At 38.5% G+C, this 24,992-nt stretch carries 29 protein-coding genes and 1 tRNA gene; 12 read left to right on the top strand and 18 right to left on the bottom strand.

Annotated elements, in window-relative coordinates:
• The coding region (locus A5N85_RS05860) for a transposase (RefSeq protein WP_249023932.1) at positions 1 to 194 on the top strand (194 nt) is incomplete at its 5' end.
• 302 nt (positions 195 to 496) lie between these two features.
• Entirely contained in the window at positions 497 to 718 is a 222-nt protein-coding gene (locus A5N85_RS15055; RefSeq protein ID WP_115306020.1) for a hypothetical protein, read from the top strand.
• 60 nt (positions 719 to 778) lie between these two features.
• Here the strand turns inward: A5N85_RS15055 and A5N85_RS05855 are convergent, their stop codons facing one another.
• The 5 genes from A5N85_RS05855 to lepA are packed head-to-tail and all read right to left on the bottom strand — an operon-like array spanning position 779 to position 6,536.
• Positions 779 to 2,107, bottom strand: coding sequence for a DUF2254 domain-containing protein (locus A5N85_RS05855; protein ID WP_084601666.1), 1,329 nt, complete (start codon positions 2,105 to 2,107; stop codon positions 779 to 781).
• Between the two features lie 21 nt (positions 2,108 to 2,128).
• A complete protein-coding gene (era, locus tag A5N85_RS05850) occupies positions 2,129 to 3,028 on the bottom strand; it encodes a GTPase Era (protein WP_072576396.1) in 900 nt (299 codons plus the stop codon).
• Positions 3,028 to 3,702 carry a ribonuclease III gene (gene rnc / locus A5N85_RS05845; protein WP_072576395.1) on the bottom strand — a complete coding sequence of 225 codons (675 nt, stop codon included), beginning with the start codon at positions 3,700 to 3,702 and terminating at the stop codon, positions 3,028 to 3,030. Before rnc ends, era begins: the two co-directional genes overlap by 1 nt.
• Complete coding sequence (gene lepB / locus A5N85_RS05840) at positions 3,702 to 4,715, bottom strand: signal peptidase I (RefSeq protein WP_072576394.1); 1,014 nt, start codon at positions 4,713 to 4,715, stop codon at positions 3,702 to 3,704. Before lepB ends, rnc begins: the two co-directional genes overlap by 1 nt.
• A gap of 15 nt (positions 4,716 to 4,730) precedes the next feature.
• Positions 4,731 to 6,536, bottom strand: a complete 1,806-nt coding sequence (gene lepA / locus A5N85_RS05835) for a translation elongation factor 4 (RefSeq protein WP_072576393.1) — start codon at positions 6,534 to 6,536, stop codon at positions 4,731 to 4,733.
• Between the two features lie 92 nt (positions 6,537 to 6,628).
• Between lepA and A5N85_RS05830 the strand changes: the two genes are divergently transcribed.
• The 3 genes from A5N85_RS05830 to manA are packed head-to-tail and all read left to right on the top strand — an operon-like array spanning position 6,629 to position 8,827.
• The gene (locus A5N85_RS05830) at positions 6,629 to 7,321 is read left to right on the top strand and encodes an AzlC family ABC transporter permease (RefSeq protein WP_072576392.1); all 693 of its coding nucleotides are present in this window, start codon (positions 6,629 to 6,631) and stop codon (positions 7,319 to 7,321) included.
• Positions 7,305 to 7,640, top strand: coding sequence for an AzlD domain-containing protein (locus tag A5N85_RS05825; RefSeq protein WP_084601665.1), 336 nt, complete (start codon positions 7,305 to 7,307; stop codon positions 7,638 to 7,640). Before A5N85_RS05830 ends, A5N85_RS05825 begins: the two co-directional genes overlap by 17 nt.
• A gap of 8 nt (positions 7,641 to 7,648) precedes the next feature.
• Entirely contained in the window at positions 7,649 to 8,827 is a 1,179-nt protein-coding gene (manA, locus tag A5N85_RS05820) for a mannose-6-phosphate isomerase, class I (RefSeq protein WP_072576390.1), read from the top strand.
• Between the two features lie 35 nt (positions 8,828 to 8,862).
• On the opposite strand, the gene A5N85_RS05815 is transcribed toward manA, so the two are convergent.
• From A5N85_RS05815 to manX, 4 genes are read right to left on the bottom strand one after another with little or no spacing between them, the layout of a single operon-like run.
• Entirely contained in the window at positions 8,863 to 9,342 is a 480-nt protein-coding gene (locus A5N85_RS05815) for a DUF986 family protein (protein WP_072576389.1), read from the bottom strand.
• A 59-nt stretch (positions 9,343 to 9,401) separates the two neighbouring features.
• Complete coding sequence (manZ, locus tag A5N85_RS05810; RefSeq protein WP_072576388.1) at positions 9,402 to 10,295, bottom strand: PTS mannose transporter subunit IID; 894 nt, start codon at positions 10,293 to 10,295, stop codon at positions 9,402 to 9,404.
• A gap of 10 nt (positions 10,296 to 10,305) precedes the next feature.
• Positions 10,306 to 11,109, bottom strand: a complete 804-nt coding sequence (locus A5N85_RS05805) for a PTS mannose/fructose/sorbose transporter subunit IIC (protein WP_072576387.1) — start codon at positions 11,107 to 11,109, stop codon at positions 10,306 to 10,308.
• Positions 11,110 to 11,120: 11 nt separating this feature from the next.
• Positions 11,121 to 12,161 carry a PTS mannose transporter subunit IIAB gene (manX, locus tag A5N85_RS05800; protein WP_072576386.1) on the bottom strand — a complete coding sequence of 347 codons (1,041 nt, stop codon included), beginning with the start codon at positions 12,159 to 12,161 and terminating at the stop codon, positions 11,121 to 11,123.
• Between the two features lie 297 nt (positions 12,162 to 12,458).
• On the opposite strand from manX, the gene A5N85_RS05795 reads away from it, so the two are divergent.
• The 4 genes from A5N85_RS05795 (at position 12,459) to hisF (ending at position 15,322) form a co-directional block, all read left to right on the top strand.
• Positions 12,459 to 13,055 (top strand): RnfABCDGE type electron transport complex subunit G, encoded by a 597-nt coding sequence (locus tag A5N85_RS05795; RefSeq protein ID WP_084601664.1) that lies wholly within the window; start codon positions 12,459 to 12,461, stop codon positions 13,053 to 13,055.
• A complete protein-coding gene (locus tag A5N85_RS05790; RefSeq protein ID WP_072576385.1) occupies positions 13,048 to 13,752 on the top strand; it encodes an electron transport complex subunit E in 705 nt (234 codons plus the stop codon). Before A5N85_RS05795 ends, A5N85_RS05790 begins: the two co-directional genes overlap by 8 nt.
• Positions 13,753 to 13,838: 86 nt before the next feature.
• Positions 13,839 to 14,543 carry a glutamine amidotransferase-related protein gene (locus tag A5N85_RS05785; RefSeq protein ID WP_245935994.1) on the top strand — a complete coding sequence of 235 codons (705 nt, stop codon included), beginning with the start codon at positions 13,839 to 13,841 and terminating at the stop codon, positions 14,541 to 14,543.
• A 14-nt stretch (positions 14,544 to 14,557) separates the two neighbouring features.
• Positions 14,558 to 15,322 carry an imidazole glycerol phosphate synthase subunit HisF gene (gene hisF / locus A5N85_RS05780; protein ID WP_072576383.1) on the top strand — a complete coding sequence of 255 codons (765 nt, stop codon included), beginning with the start codon at positions 14,558 to 14,560 and terminating at the stop codon, positions 15,320 to 15,322.
• A gap of 19 nt (positions 15,323 to 15,341) precedes the next feature.
• Here hisF and A5N85_RS05775 read toward each other — a convergent pair.
• The 9 genes from A5N85_RS05775 to A5N85_RS05735 all read right to left on the bottom strand — a co-directional run bounded on the left by A5N85_RS05775 (position 15,342) and on the right by A5N85_RS05735 (position 23,316).
• Positions 15,342 to 15,418: transfer RNA gene (locus A5N85_RS05775), tRNA-Ile, on the bottom strand.
• Positions 15,419 to 15,554: 136 nt separating this feature from the next.
• A complete protein-coding gene (locus tag A5N85_RS05770; protein WP_072576382.1) occupies positions 15,555 to 15,887 on the bottom strand; it encodes a hypothetical protein in 333 nt (110 codons plus the stop codon).
• Between the two features lie 287 nt (positions 15,888 to 16,174).
• Complete coding sequence (gene epmA, locus A5N85_RS05765) at positions 16,175 to 17,089, bottom strand: EF-P lysine aminoacylase EpmA (RefSeq protein WP_072576381.1); 915 nt, start codon at positions 17,087 to 17,089, stop codon at positions 16,175 to 16,177.
• 11 nt (positions 17,090 to 17,100) lie between these two features.
• Positions 17,101 to 18,045, bottom strand: coding sequence for an NYN domain-containing protein (locus A5N85_RS05760; RefSeq protein ID WP_072576380.1), 945 nt, complete (start codon positions 18,043 to 18,045; stop codon positions 17,101 to 17,103).
• Positions 18,046 to 18,059: 14 nt separating this feature from the next.
• A complete protein-coding gene (locus A5N85_RS05755; protein ID WP_072576379.1) occupies positions 18,060 to 18,752 on the bottom strand; it encodes a DUF1444 domain-containing protein in 693 nt (230 codons plus the stop codon).
• A 437-nt stretch (positions 18,753 to 19,189) separates the two neighbouring features.
• On the bottom strand, positions 19,190 to 20,203 hold the full coding sequence (gene ilvC, locus A5N85_RS05750; protein WP_072576378.1) for a ketol-acid reductoisomerase: 1,014 nt from the start codon (positions 20,201 to 20,203) through the stop codon (positions 19,190 to 19,192).
• Between the two features lie 33 nt (positions 20,204 to 20,236).
• Positions 20,237 to 20,743 carry an acetolactate synthase small subunit gene (gene ilvN, locus A5N85_RS05745; RefSeq protein ID WP_072576377.1) on the bottom strand — a complete coding sequence of 169 codons (507 nt, stop codon included), beginning with the start codon at positions 20,741 to 20,743 and terminating at the stop codon, positions 20,237 to 20,239.
• Complete coding sequence (gene ilvB, locus A5N85_RS05740) at positions 20,740 to 22,491, bottom strand: biosynthetic-type acetolactate synthase large subunit (protein WP_072576376.1); 1,752 nt, start codon at positions 22,489 to 22,491, stop codon at positions 20,740 to 20,742. The genes ilvN and ilvB overlap by 4 nt, the downstream gene beginning before the upstream one ends.
• 57 nt (positions 22,492 to 22,548) lie before the next feature.
• The gene (locus A5N85_RS05735; protein WP_072576375.1) at positions 22,549 to 23,316 is read right to left on the bottom strand and encodes a methyltransferase domain-containing protein; all 768 of its coding nucleotides are present in this window, start codon (positions 23,314 to 23,316) and stop codon (positions 22,549 to 22,551) included.
• 34 nt (positions 23,317 to 23,350) lie between these two features.
• Between A5N85_RS05735 and A5N85_RS05730 the strand changes: the two genes are divergently transcribed.
• The 3 genes from A5N85_RS05730 to A5N85_RS05720 all read left to right on the top strand — a co-directional run.
• Positions 23,351 to 24,163 carry a ferritin-like domain-containing protein gene (locus tag A5N85_RS05730; RefSeq protein WP_211268086.1) on the top strand — a complete coding sequence of 271 codons (813 nt, stop codon included), beginning with the start codon at positions 23,351 to 23,353 and terminating at the stop codon, positions 24,161 to 24,163.
• A 243-nt stretch (positions 24,164 to 24,406) separates the two neighbouring features.
• Positions 24,407 to 24,742, top strand: coding sequence for an ElaB/YgaM/YqjD family protein (locus A5N85_RS05725; RefSeq protein WP_072576374.1), 336 nt, complete (start codon positions 24,407 to 24,409; stop codon positions 24,740 to 24,742).
• 11 nt (positions 24,743 to 24,753) lie between these two features.
• On the top strand, positions 24,754 to 24,992 hold a 239-nt coding region (locus A5N85_RS05720; protein ID WP_143143197.1), incomplete at its 3' end, for a hypothetical protein.

The following is a 24,992-nucleotide window of genomic DNA, read 5'->3' as shown; positions in this document are numbered from 1 at the left end:
ATAAACGCAGTGATATTCAAGCAATCATTGAAGAGCATGGGCATGAGATAGTTTGGTTACCCCCTTATAGTCCAGACTTAAATCCCATTGAAAAGATGTGGGCTTGGATTAAGCAAATACGCAAAGAATGGAGGATGGATTGTATTGATACTTTATTCTTTTATCTGCTTTGGATTGGGTTGGGTTTTAGATGATTGCACTATAGCTTTATATTATTCAGCGTATTTATCTTTAGAAAGAACGCAGTCGTATCAAGATTTGGCTTTGGAAATAGAAAATATAGTGCGATCAGCTAAAAAACAAAACATCCTATAGCCCTTATCTAGCCATTCTGGCGGTAGATAACGTTCTGTTTTTTAGCTGATTTGACTATATTATTGCAACGGTAGCCTCATATAGTAGTCCTCCAGTTGATAATCCATTTGCGACAATACTAGAACCAAAGGTTTTATCGATTGAGCGTGAAAAGATTTATCAGCACTTAACGGCTCATGTATTGCCGCTTGTGGTAACACCGTATCAAGATGTGCTAAATAGAATAGGGGATAAAAGAGCCCTGCTAAGTGCTTTAAAAGCGCTTAAAGGATTGAAGCGAGTATATGCTACATTGCTAGTAGATACGCTTGAGGAGCATTGGCAATCTCAAGCAAGGTTATCAATGGAAGAAATTTATTTGAGAAAAACGTCATTGATTTTGTTGAAAGAACGTCTTATTTAAATAAGCTGTATAGTTTATGTGCTAGTTGCATAGATTAAATATGCAATTAGCTTTGAGAACTTAGTAAGGTTCGAAATCTTGCTTCTCTTCCTCTTTCGGGAATAAATGTTGAGTCAAACGTGCTAAGGTTTCTTTATCGCTATCAATCGGTAAAGCACTGGCATATTCTAGCGCCCGATAGGCTTGTTTTTCACAGGCAAGTGCTAGCTCACTACGAATATGCGCGATAGAGGCAAGTGCTTTCATCAACCGAATTTGCACTTCATAATTACCAGCACCGTCTCTAGCAATAGGGTCGAAAGGTTGACGAATAAGGTCTGTATAGTTGGCTTGTCCTAAAGATAGATGAGGATAATCTTCTTTTTGTTCTTCAGGTTGCGTATCTGTCAGAATTGTTGAAAGATTATTGATAATCGTTAGTGCTGTTCCAGGGTCATTAACAGCTGGGGAAAGCGCTCTTTGCGCAACCTCACTCATGACTAATAATCCAAATCGTGGATCTTGCATATAGCTTCGATTGGGTTCAATAACAAAGCAGTTCCCAATTTCTTCTAAGATATATTCGTTAGTTTCTCCCCAAATATTGGCAATAGGGTCGTGAAGATAGGTGAAATGTCCAGGGCGAACGTTTAAACGAATATGTAAATTATTTTCTTTCGCAATTTTATTTAGCCCAGAAAAGTAGATATGGGCAATATAGCCAGTGCTAGCAGAGTGATATTGCGCATCATGCTCTCTATCAGGTGCGTCTCCACTAATGCCAAATTGAGGATCTGCTAACCATTTGGCTAATGCTTGTTTGGTGGCATCATAAATTTTACTAATTGTATTATCTAAACGCCCTAGTGTTGAGAGGGTGTGTACCCAGCGGATGAGCGTAATAATGACATAGATGAGTACCAAAATGGTTGAAATAAAGAGAATAAATCGCCCATTTTGGGTGTAGTAATCTAGTCCAAGTGCAATTTTTCCAATGACTGCATAGATAAAAGCACTAATAAAGCTTGCAATAGCAATACGGGTATTATCATCAGCCATTACAAGAGAGGTTGCTCTTGGTGTGGCACCATTTGAGGCTGCTGCAAATGCACTCACCATGATAGATAGTGAAAAGGTACTAACAGCCAGCATCGTATTGGAGATAACGTCTAGTAAGCTTTCAACAATATCAATGCTAATATCTGGCAAAATAGCACTAGGTAATAAAAAACTACCGAATTTTGCGATAAGTGCAAAAATTACCGCAAATACGCCTCCTAAAGTTGGCGTTACCCAAAGAGTATTGCTAGGTTTTTTTAGCCACAGAATTAAGCGATAGAGCTTAAAAGCATTTTTTTTATTTTGGTTTAAGCGACGATTAACAATTTTATCTGCAGAAGATTTTTTCATGATGAGCGGTTGGTTTGATGATTAGTCAATGGTAGTGTCGTTCCCATGTCCCATGCTTTGAATGATTTGGTCATTATCTCGCCAGTTATTTTTGACTTTGACAAAGGTTTTGAGCATTACTTTTTTGCCTAGAATTTTTTCTAGGTCTTCACGTGCGGATTTTCCAACCGCTTTGAGCGTTTGCCCGCCTTTTCCGATAATAATGCCTTTTTGGCTATCTCGCTCTACCATAATGGTGGCATCAATAAAGACGATGTTATCATCTTCTTGATAACGCTCAATGATAACGCCTAGCTCATAAGGGACTTCCTGATGAAGGTAGCGAAAGAGTTTTTCGCGGACAACTTCAGCTGCCATAAAGCGCATTCCTGCCGTGGTGATTTGATCTTCAGGAAAAATCCATGGCTGTTCAGGTAGCTGAGCAGTTAAGGTGGTAAGGAGAGAATCCAAGTTTTGCGATTTTTGTGCAGAAACTGGGACAATCGCCGTCCATTCGCCACGCGCAAACATTTTTTCTAATTCAGGCAGTAAGGTAGAAGGGTCTTTGAGTTTATCAATTTTATTGATGACTTGAATTTTTGGAATGGCTAATTTAGCAATTCCATCGGCAACGCGCTGGTCATCTTCTGTCCAATGTCCCACTTCGCTCACTTGAATCACTGCATCAACGTAATCCATTGATTGCCATGCGGCTCGGTTCATTTGTCGATTGATGGCTTTTTTAGCATCGCTATGAATGCCGGGCGTATCGATAAAAACAATTTGCGTTTCTTGGTCAGTATAAATGCCCATTAAGGCATGACGAGTGGTTTGCGGTTTACGACTGGTAATAGCAATTTTTTGTCCTAAAAGATGATTGATTAGGGTTGATTTACCAACGTTGGGGCGTCCAACAACAGCAATATATCCAGCTTTAGTCATTAAGATTTCCGGTAATGAAGGAGAAGGGATTCAGCCGCAGCCTGTTCCGCTTTTTTTCGATTGGTTGCGGTGGCTTCGCTACGATAGTTTTCGCTGCTGGCTGAAACGGTAAATTTACGATTATGCTCTGGACCGCTTTCTTTTTCTAAGGTGTAGATAGGTAAAGGGAGTCCGCGTCCTTGTAAATATTCTTGTAAGCGTGTTTTGGCATCTTTAAGTGCCTCAGCATCGGGCAAAGCTTCTAAGTTTTGTTCAAATAGGGCAAGGGTAAAGCTTTCGCACAGCGCAAAATCACTATCTAAGTAAACAGCCGCAATAATCGCTTCAACGGCATCTGCGAGTATGGTTTCGCGTCGAGAGCCGCCACTTTTTCGCTCCCCATCTCCTAATTGTAGGTATTCGCCAAGCGCTAATTGTTTGGCAATTTTGGCTAAGTTGCTGCCTTTGACAATTGCGGCGCGTAAGCGTGTTAAATTCCCTTCCGGCGCTTGGGGATGACGACGATATAGCTCAATGCTGATAATCGTTTCTAATAGGGCATCCCCTAGATATTCAAGTCGCTCATTATGAGTGATGGAATGACTTCTATGGGTGAGTGCTTGTTTAAGCAATGCCAAATTTGTAAATCGATAATTGAGTTTTTTTTGTAGGGTTTGCCAATCTGTTGGTTTCATTATTCTATTTTTTTACCAATACGATTACATTGTCCACGAAGAAGAATGCAATCACTGTTCATCCAAATGCGAGTCGCTTTACCGACTAAGTTAGCATCTGGTACAAATCCCCAGAATCGACTATCTGCACTAGCGTCACGATTATCACCAATCGCAAGATATTCGTTTTCAGGTACGATAAAGGCAACGCCTTCTGGGAGTTGGAAAGGTTGTCTGTTAAGTTGCGCAAGTGCTGCGTTCACGCGGTAAGCAGAATTTTGTGTAAACTGCGTAAGATGCTCTTTTCCGTCGATGTTTTCTTTATAGACATCGTATTTTTGGCTTTTATCTTCATGTCCAAAGCGAGGTTGGTTTAAAGAAGTTAGCATCAAAGGATGTCCATTGATAACAAACGTACCGTCTTTAATGATGACTTCATCACCGGGAAGGGCAATAATTCTTTTAATGTAAGCAATCTTAGGGTTTTTCGGGTAACGAAATACTGCAACATCTCCGCGTTTTACTGTGCCAAGCGGTAAGATTTTTGTATGCGAAATAGGAAGGCGCAAACCATAACGATATTTGTCAACGAGGATAAAATCGCCTTTTTGTAGCGTTGGTTCCATTGAAGCTGATGGAATTTGGAACGGTTCCCATAAAAAGGAACGAACTATCCAAATAATAAACAATATCCAAAACATTCCACCAAAGAATTCTATAAATTTTTCTTTAGGGTAAACGGGATGGGTTGCCCAATAAAGTTCTTTGGCATCTAGCGGTTTGCGGGTATTGAGCTTGGTATTTGCGGAAAGAAGGGTGGTACGCAAGCGTTTTTTTACCCCGTTTTGTTGTGCTTCAATGAGACGCATTCCATAAAGATTACGGTCTTCATCGGTTTCTGTTTGCGTTTTAAAGACTTTATAAAGCCGATTGCGCTCTTTGCGATAGCTTCTGCCATCAATAACATAGAAAATTAAACAGATAATGACCGCAATTGTAAGAATGAACTCAAAGTATTCCATTAGGGTTTGCATAAGAAAGTCCTGAAGTTAGTCATTTTTGCCGGTATCGGCTTTGAGAACCGCAAGAAACGCTTCTTGCGGAATTTCTACGCTACCGACTTGTTTCATGCGCTTTTTACCGGCTTTTTGTTTTTCAAGCAATTTACGTTTTCGTGAGACATCGCCACCATAGCATTTTGCCAATACGTTTTTACGCAAGGCTTTTACGGTTGAACGTGCAATGATAGATGAGCCAATAGCCGCTTGAATAGCGACTTCAAACATTTGTCTAGGAATAAGGTCTTTCATTCGTTCAACGAGTTCTCGTCCACGATATTGTGCTTGTTCACGATGAACAATGATGGATAAGGAATCGACTTTATCGCCGTTGATTAACACATCTAAGCGAACAAGGTTTGCTGCATCAAAGCGTAAGAATTCATAATCAAAAGAAGCAAAGCCTCTAGAAACGGATTTTAAGCGGTCAAAAAAGTCTAGAACGACTTCGCTCATCGGCATTTCAAAGCGGAGCTGTACTTGGCTGCCTGCAAATTGCATATCTTTTTGCACGCCGCGTTTTTCAATACACAGTCCCATCACGGCACCAACGTATTCTTGTGGTAAAAGAATATTCGCAATAATGATAGGTTCGCGGATTTCTTCAATGTAGTTTGTTGGTGGGAGTTTGCTAGGGTTGTCAATGTGAAGCGTTTCACCATCGGTGGTAAGGACTTCATAAATCACGGTAGGCGCGGTAGTAATCAGGTCTAAGTCGTACTCTCTTTCAAGTCGTTCTTGGATGATTTCCATGTGAAGCATTCCTAAGAAACCACAGCGGAAACCAAATCCTAGCGCTTGCGAGGTTTCTGGTTCATAAAATAATGAGGCATCATTGAGTGCGAGTTTAGATAACGCATCGCGTAAATCTTCATAATCATCTGATTCTACCGGAAAGAGTCCTGCAAATACGCGTGGCTGAACTTGCTTAAAGCCTGGTAAGCGTTCGGCAGTCGGATTTTGAGCATCAGTTAATGTATCGCCAACAGGTGCGCCGTTAATATCCTTGATAGAAGAAATGACGAAACCAACTTCTCCTGCGCGTAAAACTTCTCTATCAACAGGCTTGGGCGTGAAAATACCTAATTTGGTAATAATATGGTCATCGCCAGTGCTCATCACTTTCATTTTTTGTTTGACGCGTAATTCACCGTCAAAGACGCGTACTAAGGTAACCACGCCAACATACGCATCAAACCAAGAATCGATAATTAATGCTTTAGTTGGCGCATCGGGATTACCTTGTGGTGGTGGAATTTTTGCGACAATTTGTTCGAGTAGTTCTGGCACGCCTACGCCTGTTTTTGCTGAAACATTAAGCGTTTCGCTGGTATCTAGTCCAATAATATCTTCAATTTCTTGTTTGACGCGTTCTGGTTCAGCAGAGGGTAGGTCTATTTTATTCAGCACAGGAAGCACTTCTAAGTCTTGCTCAATAGCGGTGTAGCAGTTCGCTACCGATTGTGCTTCCACGCCTTGCGCAGCATCTACCACCAATAATGCGCCCTCGCAAGCATAGAGAGAACGAGAAACTTCGTAAGAAAAATCTACATGTCCCGGCGTATCAATAAAATTGAGCTGATACACTTGTCCGTCTTGCGCCGTGTAATTTAGTGAAACGGATTGCGCTTTAATGGTTATTCCACGTTCTCGTTCAATATCCATAGAATCCAATACTTGTGCCGCCATTTCACGTTCGGATAAACCGCCGCAGTATTGGATAAAACGGTCAGATAAAGTGGATTTACCATGGTCGATATGGGCAATAATAGAAAAATTGCGGATATTGCTTTGCATGAAACTAAACTCGTCGCACGTGTAAAAGTTGCGCATTATAGCTTAATAGAAAGGCGCGTGTTAAAGTATAGATTTTATAGAGATAGTATTTCTTGAGTCTGTTTCGTTTAACTTTACCTTTGTTGTTGGGATATGTTCCTTTGGCAATCGCATTTGCAGTAGCTTGGATGCAAGCTGGGTTGCCTGCTTGGGGCGCATTATTAGCAAGTGTCTTTTTATATGCGGGGTCAATGCAATTTTTACTAATTGGATTGTTGGTCGTGCAAGCCAATTGGGAAACGGTCTTCGTTGCTGCTTTGGCGGTTAATCTGCGCCATATTTTCTATGGCTTATCTTTTCCTAGCGTGCTTTATCGTCATCATCCTTTGGCATTTTTGTATAGCGTCTTTGCGTTAACAGATGAAGGATTTTCGTTAGTTGAGCAATTAAAGCGTGATAAAGATTATCGTAAAATTACGATTGCGCTGATGTTATTGCAGATTTATTGGGTTTTTGGGACGTTAATCGGAATTTTAATTGGTGCGTTTATTCCTGTGGAAATCGTGGGATTTGATTTTGCTTTATGTGGGGTGTTTGTTGTATTGGCGCAAAATCATTATTATCACCGCTCTCGGCGCCCTGCCATGCTATTAGGAGCCATAGGAATGGTATGCGGATTGATAGCCGTTTATCTTTTTGGGGTAGATAAAAATCAATTATTGTTAATAGCGATTAGCGTGTTAACGGTTTTATTGCTTGGTTTGCCTCGTCAACAAGTTCTGCCAATGGATGAAAATAATGGCTAAAAGTTATATTATTTTTATGATTTTTTTGTGCGCTGGGATTACTTTTTTTCTACGTCTGTTTCCCTTTATTTTGATTAAGATGGCTAAACGCTATCAGAATATTTTCCGTTTTCTAGGGACAACGATGCCTTCAGGAATTATGGGAATTTTGGCAGGATATTGTGTGATAAATTTATATTGGCAATCGCCTGCTCAAATTTTGGTTAGTCTGTTGGCATTATCGATATTGGCGGGCTTAGAGCATTTTTATCGTCAGCCAATGATTAGTATTTTTACGGCATTAAGTGTCTATGTGATTGGGCAATCTTTTATTCATTAGGAGCGATTATGATTTATCCACTAACGGCTGCTATCCAACCATACGCATGGGGTGGGTATCACTTTTTAAAAGAGTATCTCGCTGGGGCGGTTATCAAAGATAAAGAAGCTCCTTTAGCGGAGCTTTGGTATGGCAATCATCCAAATGCCCCTTCTTTGATTGAGGGAAAACCGTTAAATCAATGGTTAAAATCGCATTTAGACATATTAACTCCAGCTTCTAAGACGCGTTATGGTGAGCATTTACCGTTTTTATTGAAATTATTAGATGTGCGGTTACCGCTTTCGATACAAGTCCATCCTAACAAAGCGCAGGCAGAAGCTGGTTATGCGAAAGAAGAACAAGAAGGGAAACCTTTATCTGCTACTGACCGTTTGTATCGTGATGATAATCATAAGCCAGAAATGATGATTGCGTTATCTGACTTTTGGTTATTACATGGGTTTACAACGGTAGAGGTTGCACGGCAAAGACTTGCTCGTCATCCTAGTCTAAAGCCTGTTGTCTCAATGCTCAATGAGCAGCCATTAGCGGAAGTTTATGCCAAACTGATGAAAACTCATGTAGAAACTTTGCAAGAATGGCTAATGCCTGTCATTGAACAAGTTGAAACACAAGATTTATTAAATCCAGATTATTGGCTACGCTATGCTTTTGAAGCAATGGAGATGACGGCTGAAACTTTAGATGCCGGTTTACTTTGTTTTTATTTATTTAATATTGTTCAACTGAAAAAAGGGGAAGGCATTTTTCAGATTGCACGCTTGCCTCATGCTTATTTGCGTGGACAAAATATTGAGTTGATGGCGGCTTCAGATAATGTATTAAGAGCGGGATTAACGCCAAAGTATGTTGCTATTGATGAGTTATTGAATATTATTAAAGTTGAATCAATTGAGCCAGTAATTGTTTCCGCAATGGCAGAAAATGAAAACGTTAAAGAATATGCTTTTTCTGTTGATGACTTTACATTGGTTGATTATCAATTTTCTCAATCAACCCAACAAATTTACTCTGCTGAACAAGTCGGTATTCTCTTGCTTTTAGAGGGAGAATTATCTATTCAAGCTAAGGAAAACGCGCTTGTCTTAAAAGAAAAAGGTGCGGCGGTTTTAATTCCTGCTGGTGAGCACTTACAGTTACAAACTGATAGTGCTCGTTGGGTAATTGCTAGTAATCAAGTTTAGCAAATAAAAACTTAATTTTTATTAGAAATGATAAATTATGATTTGATTACATTCTCTAGCTGTTTTTCATTGGTAAAAAAGTTTGCAGCGGTTTCGACTGCTGCAATGTTAGCAAATGCAATTGGAATTTTTCCACCATTGTTAAGTGTAATTAGTAAAACTCCGTTTTGTGCTAACTGCATATGAGTGATTGCACTATAAGGAACATAGCGAAAATAGTAAACAAATCCATTTTCTTTTAAATGCCATTTAGGGTGTCTAATCATCAAAATAAGCAGAGTAATCGCTAATATAGTTAATGGTGCTAGCAAGGAAGTGTATTGCTGATTTGTAAGCGCAGTATAGATACCGTATAGAGTTGCGCCAAAAATCATTAGAGAATCTGCTAATCGACGTCTAAGTGCGGGTTTTACCAATGTTGGTTCAACCATATCTGGTAAATAAAATTTTTCTGATAATAAATAGATTAAATAGACAAGAGCAATTAACCAAATAAGGATATTTACCCAAAACATTTTCTCTCCTAAAAAAGAACCCCTCTAAAAATTAGAGGGGCGATAAAGAGTTGAAAGGCTTATAAACCAAGAATACCGTATTTATAGCCAATTAAGCCGATAACAAAAATACCTAAAATTAGCCATAGTGCATTGATACCGCGTTTTAGAAGCGCCATACATGCCCATGTACAACCTAATGCCGCTAGACCAGGCATTAGCTGGTCTAGAATTTGTTGCACAGTCGGCGCAACGTTAACTTGAGTAGTCATTACACCATCAACTAATTGCTGAATTTCAGTATCTTGCCCTATTTTGAGCGGAATGTTGATATGTGTCCATTGGTTAACAAGAACTCCCATAATGAATAGCCCCATAATAGAGGCACCTTCGGTGAGCTTTTGTAACAGACCGCCCCCCATATTACCAACAATATTTAAACCTTCACGGTAACCGATTTTCATGGTGTAAAAGCGCATAGCAAGACGGATGAGGTTAAAACCAATAAAGAAAAGTAGCGGTCCTACAATACTACCAGAAAGCGCAAAGCTAGCACCTAAAGCTCCTAATACAGGGCGCACAGTTGCCCAAAAAATAGGGTCACCAACGCCTGCTAATGGCCCCATCAAGCCCACTTTCATTCCGTTAATTGCAGCATCATCAATATCTGCACCATTAGCACGTTCTTCTTCCATTGCTAGATTGACACCTAAAATAGGTGCAGTCATATAGGGATGAGTATTATAAAACTCTAAATGACGCTTAATAGCAGCTTTACGTTCTGGAGAATTTTGATCAGGATAAAGACGCTTGATAATAGGTACCATTTGAAAGCAGTAGCCTAAGGCTTGCATCCGTTCAAAGTTCCATGATGCTTGTAAGAAATTAGAGCGGATGAATGCGGCGTTAAAATCGCTCTGAGTCAGCTTGACAGCTTGCATAGAGGTTTTATTTAAATCAGTTGTTTGTTCCATGGTTTGCTCCTTAATCTAATTGGTTATCTAGCTTACTAGCGCGATTAGCTGTTGGTATAGTTTGATTTAAGCCCTGATAGTATTTGGGGTGTAAGCGAATATAAAAATAAGCAATGGCAAATCCAATGACTCCAAAACCAATTAGGTTGAATTTGAGAAACGCTGCAATAACAAAACCTACAATAAAAAACATCATCATACCGGGTGCGCGAATCATATTGATAACCATTGCATAACCAACAACTACGATAATACCACCGCCAACTTTTAAGCCATCAACAACCCATTGAGGAATTTTTTCTAACGCGTCTTGCACACCAGTTGTATTAACAGCAAGTGCAACAAGTATTGCAGGCACTGCAATGCGTAAACCTTGTAGCATTAGTGCGCTCAAATGTAATCTAGTGATACGTGAAAGACTACCATCTTCTACAGATTTATCTGCCATATGTTGGATTGCAACCGTAATAGTACGAATTAAAACAGTTAAAAGCGTACCAGCTGTTGCTAATGGAATAGCAAGCGCAATACCTGTATTGATATCTTGCTTTCCAGCAATGACCAAAATAGCGGAGACAATAGAAGCTAAAGCGGCATCTGGTGCAATTGCTGCGCCAATGTTCATCCAACCAAGTGCGATTAGCTGTAGAGTTCCGCCTAAAATAATACCAGTTTTTAAATCACCTAAAACTAATCCTACCAATGTACAAGCAACAATAGGTTGGTGAAATTGAAACTCATCTAGTACGCCTTCCATTCCAGCGAGAAAAGCTACGACGAAAAGTAAAATAAGCTGAATAATATTAATATCCATAAATTTTTTCCTTAATTTTTCCGATAATATTTATCTTTGAGTAGGTTCATAATATTGACTTTATTGTCATTAGAAACTTTTCTCACTTCTAATTCTACGCCAGCTTCATTAAGTTTTTCAAAAGCTTTAACGTCATCATCATTGACAGATACTGACATATCTAACATTGTTCGACCTTCTTTATAAGCCATACCGCCAATGTTTACAGATTTAATTGGCATTCCGCGCTCAAAAAGACGCAATACATCTGTCGCGTTCGTGAAAAGTAGCATTACACGATCATTTGCATATTCAGGGTTATTAAAAACACGAATCATTTTGTCAATGCTAACAGTGTGTGCGGTTACCCCATTGGGAACCGCTTGTTTAAGCATCGTAGTACGCATTTTGTCTTTAGCGACATCGTCATTAACAACAATAATTCGATTAACCTCTGTTTCTTTTGTCCAACGTGTGGCAACTTGTCCATGAATAAGACGATCATCAATACGCAATAAGCCAAGTGCCATATGAGGTCCATCTTTTACTTGCTTAGATTCTTCTTCACGTAGTTTAATAATCTCAGGGTCATTTTCATCAAAGTTTTCATTAGATGAATTTTGACTCACTATTGGCTTAGATTCAGCTGTTTTCTGTGTAGATACTGTGGGGGTAGCTTGAGTATTTAAAGCTTTAACCCCTTCAGCGCCAGATTGTAAAGCGGTGTTTACTAATTCTTTTAAATCATCAGTATCATCTCTTGCCATTAGTGTTTCAACTAACATTGGGATGTTAACGCCAGTAACAACATCCGCGCGTTCAATTTCACTACTAACTTTTGAGGCGGCATTGAAGGGAGTTCCACCCCATAAGTCAACTAAAAAGAGTACGCCATTAGCGGTATCTAAGGTATTTAAAGCATCACGCATTTTTTGCGCAAGAACTTCTCCATTTTCACCGGGGACAAATTCTAGGCAGACTAAGTTTTCTTGCTCACCGATAATCATTTCCGCTGTTTTGCGCAAAGGTTCGGCTGCATGACCGTGTGTTGTGATTAAAACGGCAACACTCATGCTTACTCCTAATTGATTGGTTTATTGAAAAGCTTTATAAAATTGACGTTGTCAATTTATGAGGAAATCATAAACAAATTATTATATTTTGCAATGTGTTTGTGATAAATGATTACCATAAATGGCAAATTTATTTAATTTAATGCTAAATGGCATCAACAAATGTGGACGAAAATGATATGAAACTTTTCTGTTTTTTATGATATATTCTTAAATATATCAAAGAAATTAGTTACTTAAAAAGCGTAATATTTTCTAAAACTAGCCAGAAAAAGATAAGCAGCGTATGATAATTAAATGACTAAAAATGCATCCCACTTTATTTTCTTATCAATGCAGCGACTCGGTATATTCGCTACCGTTTGTTTATTGGCATTGAGCAGTGTTTATTTTCTCGTTTCTCCTAGTATAAAAGCACAACAAGAAAAGGCCTTACTTGCACAGTTTCAAGCGCTGTTACCTAATGAAAAATTAGAGGTAGAACAGTTTAAGCATCCTAAAAAGGTTTTACTCAATCAGTTACCAGTTGAAATTTATCCCATTCAATATAATGACAAGCTAATTGCGACCTTTATTAAGGCACATACCGATAAGGGGTACAATGGTAATATCACCTTGTTAATTGCCATTGCGCCAGACAATCGTACGCTTATCGGTGTGCGGGTATTGTCTCATCAAGAAACTCCCGGTTTAGGAGATAAGATTGATGCTAATAAATCTGACTGGATAGAAAGTTTTAAGCATCAGAGTTTGAACAGCAAAAAATTCTTAGTCAAAAAAGATGGCGGTGATTTTGATGCTTTTACAGGCGCAACGATTACGCCACGTGCAGTTGTTAATTTAGTTGGACAGGTATTGAAAGACTGGCAAGAAGAGCATAAATCTCATGAATGAAGAAGCAAAAAAACTCATTAATAATGGATTATGGAGTAATAATCCAGCTTTAGTACAGATTTTAGGATTATGCCCTTTATTGGCAGTCTCGAATACGGTGGTTAACGCTTTAGGCTTGGGATTGGCGACTATTTTTGTAATGGGATTGTCAAATGTATTAGTTTCAGGTACTAAACAATGGTTAAAACCAGAAATTCGTATTCCGGTTTTTGTATTATTGATTGCTAGTGCGGTAACGCTTTGCCAGCTTCTTATAGAAGGTTATCTTTATCCACTGTATCAGAGTTTGGGAATTTATCTTCCATTGATTGTGACAAACTGTGCCATTATTGCACGTGCTGAAGCTTATGCCGTTAAAAATCCAATCAAATATGCTTTATTAGATGGCGTGGTGATGGGATTGGGATTTGCCTTAGTTTTGCTTATGCTTGGTGCGATGAGAGAAGTTTTGGCAAATGGGACTTTATTCTCAGGTGCGGATATTTTATTCGGTTCAATCGCTAAAAATTGGGAAATTCAAGTTGTAAAAATTGATATGGGAATAATTCTCGCAGCTTTACCTGCTGGCGCCTTTATTTGTTATGGATTACTGATTGCTGGCAAAAATATGATAGATGCCTTGTTAGAGAGAAGATGTATTCGGCATAGAAATGCGTATAATCGTCCGCCCGGTGTGAGTAACCCCTTATCTTCTTAAAAAGACTTGGTAATAAGGCTATAACTAAACCGAATGGTTAGTTAATGTGTGATAAGGCATGATAGTTCTTTTGAAAAGTGATGAATATGTCGAAACGTATTTTATTCTTACTCCATAATCCTAATGGACATACAGGTTTAATCGGAGAAAAACTTCAGTTAAAAGGGTATCAGCTAGAACGTTGTTGCCATTTATGTGGTGAGGCTTTACCAACAGATATTCATGCATACGAGGCAGTAGTCGTTTTTGGCGGAAAAATGAGCGTTAATGATTGTAATACCGTTTGTAAACCACTAAAAGAAGAATTAAGGTGGATTCGTCAATATGTGGAAAGTGGTAAACCTTATTTAGGAATTTGTTTAGGTGCTCAGTTATTAGCAAGAGCATTTGGTGGAGAAATTACTCGACACCATGAGCAATATGTAGAAATTGGTTATTATAATTTATATCCCACTGTAGATGGCTTTATGGAAATCTTTGCAGATGCACCAGAAAAATTTTTCCAATGGCATAACGAAGGATTTACGATTCCAGAAAATGCGATAAAACTCGCAGCAAGCGACCTTTATCCTAACCAAGCATTTAGAATTGCAGAAAGGGCTTATGGCTTCCAGTTTCATCCTGAAGCAACACTAGAACAAATTCGTCATTGGCATGAACGTGATCCAGAAGAATTAGCAGGTCCTGGTGCACAGACGGTGCCAATGCAGCTTAGAGATTATGAAAATTACACACCAGAAATCAGTGCTTGGTTGGATAAATTTATAGATTATTGGTTGATGATAAAGTAAGAAGAGGATAAGAAATGGCTTTAGCAAAACGGATTATTCCTTGTTTGGATGTTGATAATGGTCGTGTAGTAAAAGGAACGAATTTTATTAATATTCGTGATGCTGGTGATCCTGTTGAAGCCGCAAAAAGATATAACGATCAAGGTGCAGATGAAATTACCTTTCTTGATATTACGGCAACGTCAGATGCTAGAGAAACAACGCTGAAGATGGTAGAAGAAGTTGCGGGAAATATTTTCATTCCATTAACCGTTGGCGGAGGCGTTCGAACGCTACAAGATATTCGCAATTTGCTTAATGCAGGAGCGGATAAAGTAGCGATTAATAGTGCTGCTGTTAAATACCCTGAATTTGTAAAGGAAGCGGCAGAGCATTTTGGGAATCAATGTATTGTTGTTGCCATAGATGCTAAGCAAACCGATGAAAATCATTGGCATATTTTTACTCATGGTGGGCGAAACAAAACAGAATTGGATGCTATTGTTTGGGCGGAGAAAATGGTGAGCTATGGTGCTGGAGAGCTTTTAGTAACTAGTATGGATAAAGATGGTACGAAATCTGGATTTGACAATAAATTACTATCCAAAATTAGCCAGCGTGTAGATGTTCCTATTATTGCGAGTGGTGGGGTAGGTGCGCTTGAACACTTAGCAGAAGGGATTATAGAAGGGAAGGCAGATGCGGTTTTAGCTGCGAGTATTTTTCATTTTGGTGAATATACTGTTGGAGAAGCAAAAGCTTTTTTAGCAAGTAAGGGAATTACTGTTCGCTTAGCCTAATAGATATTTGAGAATAATTTGGTAGGCCCGGAGGGACTTGAACCCCCGACCAAGCGATTATGAGTCGCCTGCTCTAACCGACTGAGCTACAGGCCCTTAGAAAGGCGGCAATCATACGCTATTTTTCACTTGCTGTTAAGCCTTAATCGTAATTTTAATAAAAAAATACAATAATCTATTGTATTAAAAGTATAATTTTTTCAAAATATAGAGTGCTTATTTTAGGATGCGTTTAATTTTTAATAAAATTACTGAGCGTACTATGCACTTTTTTTATGTTTTCAATCATTTTGTCATAATCTCTCAGTCGATGTATAGAATGAAAAATTAAGTAAAAAGCGATAGCGAGCAAAGCTAGATTAATACATCCAACAATGCTCAATAATAACCATACATGATTGATTTCATAGTATTTAGAAGTGGCAATTAGAAAGCTAATAATAGATAGCGGCAAAATTAAGGTAGCGATACCAATTCTTAGTAAGGAAAGAATGGTTCGTTTTTCTGCAAGGACTAACTGAATTTGGTTGATGACTAAGATATCTTGCTGTGTTTGGTTATCCATATTGAGATTTTATTTTTCATTAGGGAGAAAATAAGAATTTTGGGTAGTGGTTTGAAAAGTATGCTGGAATATTATCAAATAATCCAATGGCAGTTAAGCATTTAGATATCAATATATTATGAGAAATATTTTTTGTAAGAGTATGTTTAGCATACTTTTCAAACCACTACCGAATTTTGTATTCATATAGCAGGCTTCCCAAAAAATGCATGTCGTACTTTGAGATAACGTTATGTTTTAGAAGAGAATATTGAGTTAATATTGTATGCATTTTTTTTGGAAGTTGGCTATAGAAAAATGACTTCTTCTATGTGATTTGCCTGACAAGCAATCATAAATAGGCGATCTATTCCTACTGCGACACCAGCGCAGTCAGGTAAACCGTTTTCTAACGCTTTTAGAAAGGGCTCATCTATCGGCATGCTAGGTAAACCCAGTTGCTTTCTTTGATGATTATCATCTTCAAAGCGCGCACGTTGTTCTGCTGGCTGATTTAGTTCATAAAAGCCATTACAGAGTTCTAACCCCTCTAAATAGGCTTCAAATCTTGCAGCAACTAAATGTCCATTTTTATCTTCAATGATTTTTGCAAGTGCTGCTTGGCTAGGCGGATAGTCAGTAATAAATTGCAATTTATTTTTTCCTAAATTAGGTTCTATAAAATGCGTGAACAACAAGTCCGTATAACCATCTCTATCGAGCTGCCATTGCTGACTTTCAGGGATTTTTTGATGACAAAATTCTTTTAGTTGGTTATCGCTGATATGAAATAAATCAATAGAGAGCGTTTCTTGAAAGCATTGTGCGTAGCTGATAAAGTCAATATGAATAGTTCTAGGCTTGAGAAGATATTGAATTAACTCACCAACTTCTTGCATAAGTTGTTGATGTGTAAAATCTAATCGATACCACTCTAAAAGCATAAATTCTTTACGATGTTTTCTTCCTTGTTCTTCTCCTCGGAAAACATGGCTTAATTGATAAATATCAGGAGCACCACGGGTGAGTAATGTTTTCATGGCGTATTCTGGAGAAGTAATTAGATAACCGTTATCTGCTGTTAAAGAAGTTAAATTGACATCAGTAACCCCATAAGCGGTTAGTAATGACGTATCGACTTCATAGATATGACGATGCGCAAAAAAGGCACGAATTTTGGCAAGAAAGTTAGCGCGTTGGATAATGAGTGCAGAAGTATTCATAAATGAGCAAATTAGCTAGGCTTGATGGGAAAGGTAACTCGATTATCTTGAATGGTTAAGTTATAAACGGTTTTTAAAAAGTTTTCAAAGTCTGTAAAGCCATAAGAATGGTAATCAAATCTTGGACTAAGATCTTGTTCTAAGGTTTGTAAAGAGGCGGTGCCATTTTTATCTTTAAATTTATTCATGGCTTCTTGTAGAAGTACAATAAATTCTCGATAGGGAATTTTACGACAACGCATTGTTGAACCAGTAGTATCAACATGAATACCCGACAGTAATTTAATCATTGAGGATAGTTTGCTATAGCCATAGCTACGAGAGTCAAAATCTGGTTGGGTTTGTGAGAGGTAGGAACCAATGGCAGAAATGCTTGCCCAACCAGTATTTTCATCAAGACAACTATTAATGGCTCGCCGTAAAAGTTGTTCCAATTCACCTTTAATGGGTTGCCGAGGAATGTTAGCAGGGCTAGGGGCTTTATTATCTGTATGATTAGTGTTTTTATTGATGGTTATTGAGGTCGTTTCAGGTTCAAGATTTTCTAAATAAACAAATTTATCACAAGCTTGTTTAAACGCTTCTGGCGCTGTTTTTCTTCCAATGCCATAGACAGTCAGGTCTTGTTGACGAATACGAGCAGCAAGAGGAGTAAAGTCGCTATCGGATGAAACGATACAGAAACCATCAAATGCCTTGCTATATAGCATATCCATTGCGTCAATAATGAGTTGCATATCAGTCGCGTCTTTGCCTTTTGTATAGGCAAATTGTTGAACAGGCGTTAGCCCATTTTTTAAAATGATTTCTTTTGTCCAACCTTGCGGTGTTCCGCTCCAATCGCCGTAAATACGTTTAACATTTGCATTCCCATAGCTGGCGATTTCTTCTAGGATAGTTGTCGCTTGTTTCGCAGGGGTGTTGTCTGCATCAATTAAAATAACGAGTTTTTTCATAAATAATTTTAAAATTATATGCTTGGTGCTTTATATAGAGTAGGGCTGATAGGGTGTGTAGCATTTTCAAAAATGTTTTGTACATAGGTTTGTAAGAATGCCATTGCTTCTGCATCCTCTTTCTGAGCAATTAAGAAAGTATCTCTCGCAGGGATGGCGATAAGGGTATTTTCTAGGGTTAATTCTGTGCTGATTACGGGAATCAGTTGGTCAATAATAAACCACAGTGCGCTATCAAATATGCCATTGAGTTGGAGTTGATAGATAGGATAGTTTTCAATTTGTGCGGTGTTGATACCGTTTTGATTGATGTAGTCATAAAGATTATTGATACCTGCATCAATAGCTTCGTCTATGGTTTTAAATTGCTCAGTAAGTTTTTCAGTGGCATATGCAATAGAACTAGGATAATCAAAGATACCAACGGTTTTTAGTCCATTAGGAGCCACTAGCGGTAGTTCTATTAATGCCTGATTAGCTTGATATTCTGGTATTTCAGTAAGTTGTGCTTGTGCTTGAGAGAGCCAATCTTCGGTAACAAGCAATGGAAAAAATAGCTCTGTAGAAGGTGCTTCCATTTGCTGATGGTCTTTGAGTGCTTGAATGTGATTTTTGATGATATCTGTAATCTGTTTGGGATTGGCTAGATAGTCTTGATAGGTATTATCAAGGTAAGTGGTGACATCGCCGATTGATAAATGCGTCATAATTTGCGTTGTGTTGATATTTTTTCCCCATTGAATTTCTGATGAAAATTCTTCGTTTCTAAGCGATTTTTCGTAGGTTTCAAAAATCTTGCTAAGGTAAAAGTGAAGAAGATGGATGATTGAAAAGTTTACTGAAAATAGACATGGTTTTTCCTATTGATGGCAGAGTTGCGCTTTCTTTAAGTTAACATAGTTAATTTTTTGCCATTACAATGTTTTTATCCTAACTTCTGAATACGCTTCGCATTTGTCTAAAAAATAGGTAGTGGTTTGAAAAGTATGCTGGAATATTATCAAATAATCCAATGGCAGTTAAATATTTAAATATCAATATATTAAAAGAAGTATTTTTTATAAGAGTATGTTTAGCATACTTTTCAAACCACTACCAAAAAATAAATAGCCGCCTTTTGGCGACTATTTTTTATAGCACAATATTAGTTTTTATCTTTATCAACTAATGCGTTGGCTTTAATCCATGGCATCATTGCACGGAGTTTTTCACCAACAATCTCAATCGGATGTTCAGCATTTAAACGGCGACGAGCAGTCATTGAAGGTGCGCCTACTTTATATTCACTAATAAATGATTTGGCATATTCTCCATTTTGAATATTTTCTAAGCATTCTTGCATTGCCCAACGGCTTTCTTCGTTGATTACGCGTGGACCTGTGACATATTCACCATATTCTGCGTTATTAGAAATAGAGTAATTCATATTTGCGATGCCACCTTCGTAGATAAGGTCAACAATAAGTTTTAATTCATGCAAACATTCAAAATATGCCATTTCAGGAGCATAACCTGCTTCGACTAAGGTTTCAAATCCTGCTTTAATAAGCTCAACTGCACCACCACATAGAACAGCTTGCTCACCAAATAGGTCAGTTTCAGTTTCTTCTTTGAATGAGGTTTCGATAATACCCGCTTTGCCACCACCATTTGCAACAGCATAAGAAAGCGCAATATCACGTGCTTTACCAGACTTATCTTGATGAATAGCGATTAAGTGTGGAACGCCGCCACCATTTTGGTAGGTGCTACGAACAGTATGTCCTGGTGCTTTAGGAGCAATCATGATGACATCTAAGTCTTCGCGTGGTTGCACTTGTCCATAATGCACATTGAAACCATGTGCAAAAGCTAAAGCAGCGCCTTCTTTGATATCATTTTCAATTTGTTTGTAAACTTCAGCGATGTTTTCATCTGGAAGCAAAATCATAACAACATCTGCATCTTTGACTGCTTCGTTCACTTCTTTGACAGTTAAGCCTGCTTTTTCTGCTTTTGCCCAACTTGCTCCTCCTTTACGCAAACCAACCACAACGTTTACACCGCTGTCGTTTAGGTTATTAGCGTGAGCGTGTCCTTGTGAACCATAGCCAATAATAGCAACGGTTTTGCCTTGTAATACGCTCATATCTGCGTCTTTATCATAAAATACTTTCATGCATTCTCCCTGTTAGTAAGTCGGTTAAAAAGATTAAAGTTCTAAACACTTGCCAGAGCCTGTAACCGCAACGCCTGTTACGCCTGTACGTGCCATTTCTCGGATTTTTTTGTGATCAAGCATATTTAGGAAAGCATCTAATTTTCTAGGGCTACCGCTAATTTCAATCACAAGTGTTGTTGGATGCATATCCACAATTCTTGCACGGAATACTTCCGCTAGCTGTAATAAATCGCCACGCGTCTTATCATCGGCAATAATTTTGACCATCATCATATCGCGGTCAATAAGCTCATGTTCTTCAATATTTACTAGCTTGATGACATCTACTAGCTTATTGAGTTGTTTATTGATTTGTTCAATGATTTGTCGGTCGCTAAAGGTAGTCAGCGTTAAGCGAGACACTTTAGGGTCTTGGGTAGGGGCGACGTTTAAGCTATCAATATTAAATCCGCGAGCGGAGAAAAGCCCAACGACACGCGAAAGCGCACCGGCTTCATTAGCCATTAAAATTGAAACGATATGGCGTTCTTGGCTCATACTAATACCATTCCTTCATTGTAAACGGATTGCATTTTGTCACGACCAGCTAGCAGCATGTCTGCTTGCCCACCACCAGAAGGAATCATTGGATAGACGTTTTCGGTAGGGTCGGTCAGAATATCAACAAAAACAGTTTTATCTTTAAGTTTAATCACTTCTTTTAAACCAGCTTCTAAGTCTGACGCTTTTTCGATGCGAATACCGCTATGTCCATACGCCTCAGCTAATTTGACGAAGTCGGGCAGGCTATCCATATAGCTCATCGAATAGCGTTTATCATAGAAAAATTCTTGCCATTGACGAACCATACCAAGGTAGCCGTTATTAAGGCAAATAATTTTGGTCGCGATGTTATATTGGCGAGCGGTAGAGAGCTCTTGTAACATCATTTGGATAGAACCTTCACCAGTGATGCAATAAACGTCTTCTTCTGGACGACCTAATTTCGCCCCTAAAGCAGCAGGAAAGCCAAAGCCCATGGTGCCAAGCCCGCCAGAGTTAATCCAACGGCGCGGTTCATGGAAACCAAAATATTGCGCAGCCCACATTTGATGCTGCCCGACATCGGAGGTAATAATGGCATTTCCGCCAGTGAGTTCATATAGTGTTTTAATCACACGTTGAGGTTTAATGACTTCGTCTGTGTGTGGAAAATCTAAACACTTCACTGTTCGCCATTTTTCAATTTGCGCCCACCAATCGTCTAAAGCTTTAGGTTCAGCTTTTTCTTTTGCTAACTGCTCAAGCATCACTGTAAGCACATTTTTAACAGAACCAACGATTGGAATATCTACTTTCACATTCTTTGCAATAGAGGAAGGGTCAATATCAATATGAATGATTTGTGCTTTCGGGCAGAATTTCTCAAGATTTCCTGTGACGCGGTCATCAAAACGTGCGCCAACAGCAAATAACACATCACAATGATGCATTGCCATATTAGCTTCATAGGTTCCATGCATACCAAGCATACCGACAAATTGAGAATCATTGGCAGGATAAGCACCTAAACCCATTAAAGTATTGGTAATTGGTAAATGCAATTGACGAACGAGCGCTATTAGCTCATTTGAAGCATTATCAATAACCACACCACCGCCGGTATAGACCATAGGCTGCTTGGCTTTTAATAAAAGTTTAATCGCCTTTTTAATCTGACCAACGTGTCCTTCAATGGTTGGCTGATAAGAAGGAATATTGATTTCATCAGGATAATAAAAAGGCGCTTCTGCTGCAGTAATATCTTTAGGAACATCAATTAGAACAGGACCTGGGCGACCTGAACGTGCAATGTAAAACGCTTTTTTAATAATTTCTGGAAGTTTATGAATATCTTTAACCAAAAAAGAGTGTTTTACAACAGGGCGCGTAATACCAACTGCATCAACTTCTTGAAATGCATCATTCCCAATCAATCCAGAAGGAACCTGACCGGAGAAGACAACCATTGGAATAGAATCTGCATAGGCGGTTCCGATACCAGTAACCGCATTGGTTAGTCCTGGTCCAGAAGTAACCAATGCAACGCCAACTTTACCAGTTGCACGCGCATATCCATCTGCCATATGAACAGCACCTTGCTCATGACGGGCAAGTACATGTGTAATGCTATCTTGCTTATAAAGCGCATCATAAATATGAAGAACAGCACCACCAGGATAGCCGAATAGATATTCTGTTTGTTCTGCTTTAAGCGCTTCAATAATCATCTCTGCGCCGTTTAACTTGTGTTTTCTTTTTGCCATGAAATCTCTCTCTGCCTCGAAGCGAATGCTTAACCTTACTGTTTGTTAGGGAAAGCGTCAAGCGGTTTTCTTACGGATTTCGTGGAGATACCGTGCGACAGGGAAAAATTCTTCTCTACTAGAGAGAGCAAGTTCATGAGCAATAATATTTTCTAGCGAATTTACTTCACGATCTTTGGGTTTCATATAATCATAAAAACATCGAATACCACTGCGCTGGATGAGAGATAAATCAGACAGTTGTGTTTCTACCCAAAGCATTTCTCGTGGATAATCTGGTGTTAATTTGGCGCGTTTTTTAGCGACAAGACTAGCATCCACATAATCAAAATTACCGAAAACATGTTGGGTAAACTCTAATGCTATTCGGTTATAGTACATAAGAGAGAAAAATCCCTCGTTTTTTAAAACCGAACGAGCAATATTGAATAAATCCGTACCATTAGCGATCCATTCTAATACGGCATGACAAAGCACACCATCAAAGGAATTTTCTTCTAACTGTTCTGCTAATGTAAAAATATCACCATGTAGAAAAGATATTTGATGACTAAGATTTTCGCTGGCAGCAAGGGCTTTGGCTTTTTGAAGTAAAGGTTCTGAAATATCAATAACGGTTACATGATGACCTAATTTTGCACACCAAAGCGCCATTTGACCTGCTCCGCCACCAATATCTAATAATTGAAGGGGCGGTGTATTTTGTAGAAGAGGCGCTAAATCTCGCTGTAAAACGGCTAAACGAATAGCGCCTTTAGAAGAATGATAAATCGCTTTCAAAAAATGTGCATCAATCTCGGCAAAATAGCTTGAGCCTCGTTTCATTTGTTAAACTGTCCTAAAAAATCAGAGAAAAAAGATGTGTACTGAAAATATTTATCCTGCTATTTATCATGCTTTAATGTTGTCAAATCCAGCAGACAAAATACGCGAGGCTTATCAGCTTTATTACGGTTGGTGCGATAAATTATATCACCGAGAACCTACGGAAATATTGAGTGTTCTCGATGCTGGACGACCGATTGTCCCTAAATTGGTCGCGCCTAAAGATGTACCACGTCGTCGGATGGGAACACTAGAAGGCTTACAAGCAATGCTACATGCTGTTGCTCATATTGAATTTAATGCTATCAATTTAGCACTTGATGCCGCTTATCGTTTTCAAAATATGCCGGAACAATTTACCCATGATTGGCTAAAAGTTGCGAAAGAAGAGGCTTACCACTTTAGCTTAATAACTAGTCGGTTAGAACAATTAGGCGCTAAATATGGAGATTTCCCTGCGCATGCGGGCTTATGGGAAGCTTGTGTAGAAACAGAACACGATGTAATGGTACGAATGGCATTGGTTCCAAGAGTCATGGAAGCTAGAGGATTAGATGTTACGCCACAAATTCAAGAAAAACTGCGTTCGGTAGGCGAGGCTCGCACAGCAAAATTACTCGATATTATTTATCGTGATGAACATGGACATGTAGCGATTGGTTCTCATTGGTTTAAGTATTGTTGTGCAGAAAGAGAATTGCCGTATCGAGAAACTTTTGAACAATTATTATCAGGCTACTTACGCGCTAAAATTAAAGGTCCTTTTAATATAGAAGCTAGATTACAAGCTGGATTTGATGATCTAGAAATGGCAATGCTAGAAAATTTAGGTCAGAAAAATAGCTAAATTGAGACTTTTGCAAAATTCCGTTTTATACTAATTTTTACTACTAGTAGAAAAATTAACATTATGATTTTAATATGTTTTCAAAATTTAACAAATTGAAATTTTTCTATTTTATGTTTTTTACAAAGGTCTAAAATCGTTATAATTTACCTATAGATATACGAATAAATGAACAATCGTTATAATATTATTTAAACAAATATGTTAGTTTAATAAATACCTTTTAACCAAATGGAGTCAAAAATGGATGACAAACGTATTGAAGCTTTAGAGCAAAATATCGACAGCGTACGCAAAGATTTTGCTGAAATTGGTCGTAATCTTCGTAAGCTGGCAGAAAATAAAAGCTCAAAATTAGAGCAGCAAGCACGTCGTACTTACAACTGCTTTAGCGATCGTGCGCAGGATTTATGGGAAGATGCTCAAGATTATGGCGCACATTATTATGATCGTGCGCGTGAGCGTTTTGATGATACTGTTGAATCAGCGACAGATAAAGTACGTGAAAATCCTTTGCAAGCAGTTGCTATCGTTGCAGGTATTAGCTTTATCATTGGTTTCTTAGCTAGCCGTCGTTAAGAGGGTTTATCTTGTTTTCTCGTTTATTCAAACTCCTGCTTCCATTTGCATTGGAAGCAGGGCTTAAAAATAGTCAAGCGCCTAAAAATATTGCTTTGAAAGCGGTAGCCGGTGTGATGGGGTTAATTGCAAGTATTTTTGCACTTATTACGCTACATCAATATCTTTCGAGCTTTTTGAAGCCAATGGAAGTGAATGGCTGCTTTGCAATCGGTTTTATCGTATTAGCGGTATTACTATGGTTAATCGC

The organism is Suttonella ornithocola (genome assembly GCF_001889065.1).
GTDB lineage: Bacteria > Pseudomonadota > Gammaproteobacteria > Cardiobacteriales > Cardiobacteriaceae > Suttonella_A > Suttonella_A ornithocola.
This window is presented reverse-complemented; position numbering and strand designations above follow the sequence as displayed.

Excerpts from the sequence above, each read along its gene's own strand:
- A5N85_RS05805 (WP_072576387.1), bottom strand. The coding sequence starts at position 11,109 with ATGGATATTAATATTATTCAGCTTATTTTACTTTTCGTCGTAGCTTTT.
- ilvC (WP_072576378.1), bottom strand. The coding sequence starts at position 20,203 with ATGAAAGTATTTTATGATAAAGACGCAGATATGAGCGTATTACAAGGC.
- A5N85_RS05785 (WP_245935994.1), top strand. The coding sequence starts at position 13,839 with ATGTCGAAACGTATTTTATTCTTACTCCATAATCCTAATGGACATACA.
- lepA (WP_072576393.1), bottom strand. The coding sequence starts at position 6,536 with ATGCAAAGCAATATCCGCAATTTTTCTATTATTGCCCATATCGACCAT.
- hisF (WP_072576383.1), top strand. The coding sequence starts at position 14,558 with ATGGCTTTAGCAAAACGGATTATTCCTTGTTTGGATGTTGATAATGGT.
- ilvB (WP_072576376.1), bottom strand. The coding sequence starts at position 22,491 with ATGGCAAAAAGAAAACACAAGTTAAACGGCGCAGAGATGATTATTGAA.
- era (WP_072576396.1), bottom strand. The coding sequence starts at position 3,028 with ATGACTAAAGCTGGATATATTGCTGTTGTTGGACGCCCCAACGTTGGT.
- A5N85_RS05760 (WP_072576380.1), bottom strand. The coding sequence starts at position 18,045 with ATGAAAAAACTCGTTATTTTAATTGATGCAGACAACACCCCTGCGAAA.
- lepB (WP_072576394.1), bottom strand. The coding sequence starts at position 4,715 with ATGCAAACCCTAATGGAATACTTTGAGTTCATTCTTACAATTGCGGTC.
- A5N85_RS05770 (WP_072576382.1), bottom strand. The coding sequence starts at position 15,887 with ATGGATAACCAAACACAGCAAGATATCTTAGTCATCAACCAAATTCAG.
- A5N85_RS05855 (WP_084601666.1), bottom strand. The coding sequence starts at position 2,107 with ATGAAAAAATCTTCTGCAGATAAAATTGTTAATCGTCGCTTAAACCAA.
- A5N85_RS05790 (WP_072576385.1), top strand. The coding sequence starts at position 13,048 with ATGAATGAAGAAGCAAAAAAACTCATTAATAATGGATTATGGAGTAAT.
- A5N85_RS05825 (WP_084601665.1), top strand. The coding sequence starts at position 7,305 with ATGAAAATAATGGCTAAAAGTTATATTATTTTTATGATTTTTTTGTGC.
- A5N85_RS05725 (WP_072576374.1), top strand. The coding sequence starts at position 24,407 with ATGGATGACAAACGTATTGAAGCTTTAGAGCAAAATATCGACAGCGTA.
- A5N85_RS05735 (WP_072576375.1), bottom strand. The coding sequence starts at position 23,316 with ATGAAACGAGGCTCAAGCTATTTTGCCGAGATTGATGCACATTTTTTG.
- rnc (WP_072576395.1), bottom strand. The coding sequence starts at position 3,702 with ATGAAACCAACAGATTGGCAAACCCTACAAAAAAAACTCAATTATCGA.
- manZ (WP_072576388.1), bottom strand. The coding sequence starts at position 10,295 with ATGGAACAAACAACTGATTTAAATAAAACCTCTATGCAAGCTGTCAAG.
- A5N85_RS05755 (WP_072576379.1), bottom strand. The coding sequence starts at position 18,752 with ATGACGCATTTATCAATCGGCGATGTCACCACTTACCTTGATAATACC.
- A5N85_RS05730 (WP_211268086.1), top strand. The coding sequence starts at position 23,351 with ATGTGTACTGAAAATATTTATCCTGCTATTTATCATGCTTTAATGTTG.
- manA (WP_072576390.1), top strand. The coding sequence starts at position 7,649 with ATGATTTATCCACTAACGGCTGCTATCCAACCATACGCATGGGGTGGG.
- A5N85_RS05795 (WP_084601664.1), top strand. The coding sequence starts at position 12,459 with ATGACTAAAAATGCATCCCACTTTATTTTCTTATCAATGCAGCGACTC.
- A5N85_RS05815 (WP_072576389.1), bottom strand. The coding sequence starts at position 9,342 with ATGTTTTGGGTAAATATCCTTATTTGGTTAATTGCTCTTGTCTATTTA.
- manX (WP_072576386.1), bottom strand. The coding sequence starts at position 12,161 with ATGAGTGTTGCCGTTTTAATCACAACACACGGTCATGCAGCCGAACCT.
- ilvN (WP_072576377.1), bottom strand. The coding sequence starts at position 20,743 with ATGAGCCAAGAACGCCATATCGTTTCAATTTTAATGGCTAATGAAGCC.
- epmA (WP_072576381.1), bottom strand. The coding sequence starts at position 17,089 with ATGAATACTTCTGCACTCATTATCCAACGCGCTAACTTTCTTGCCAAA.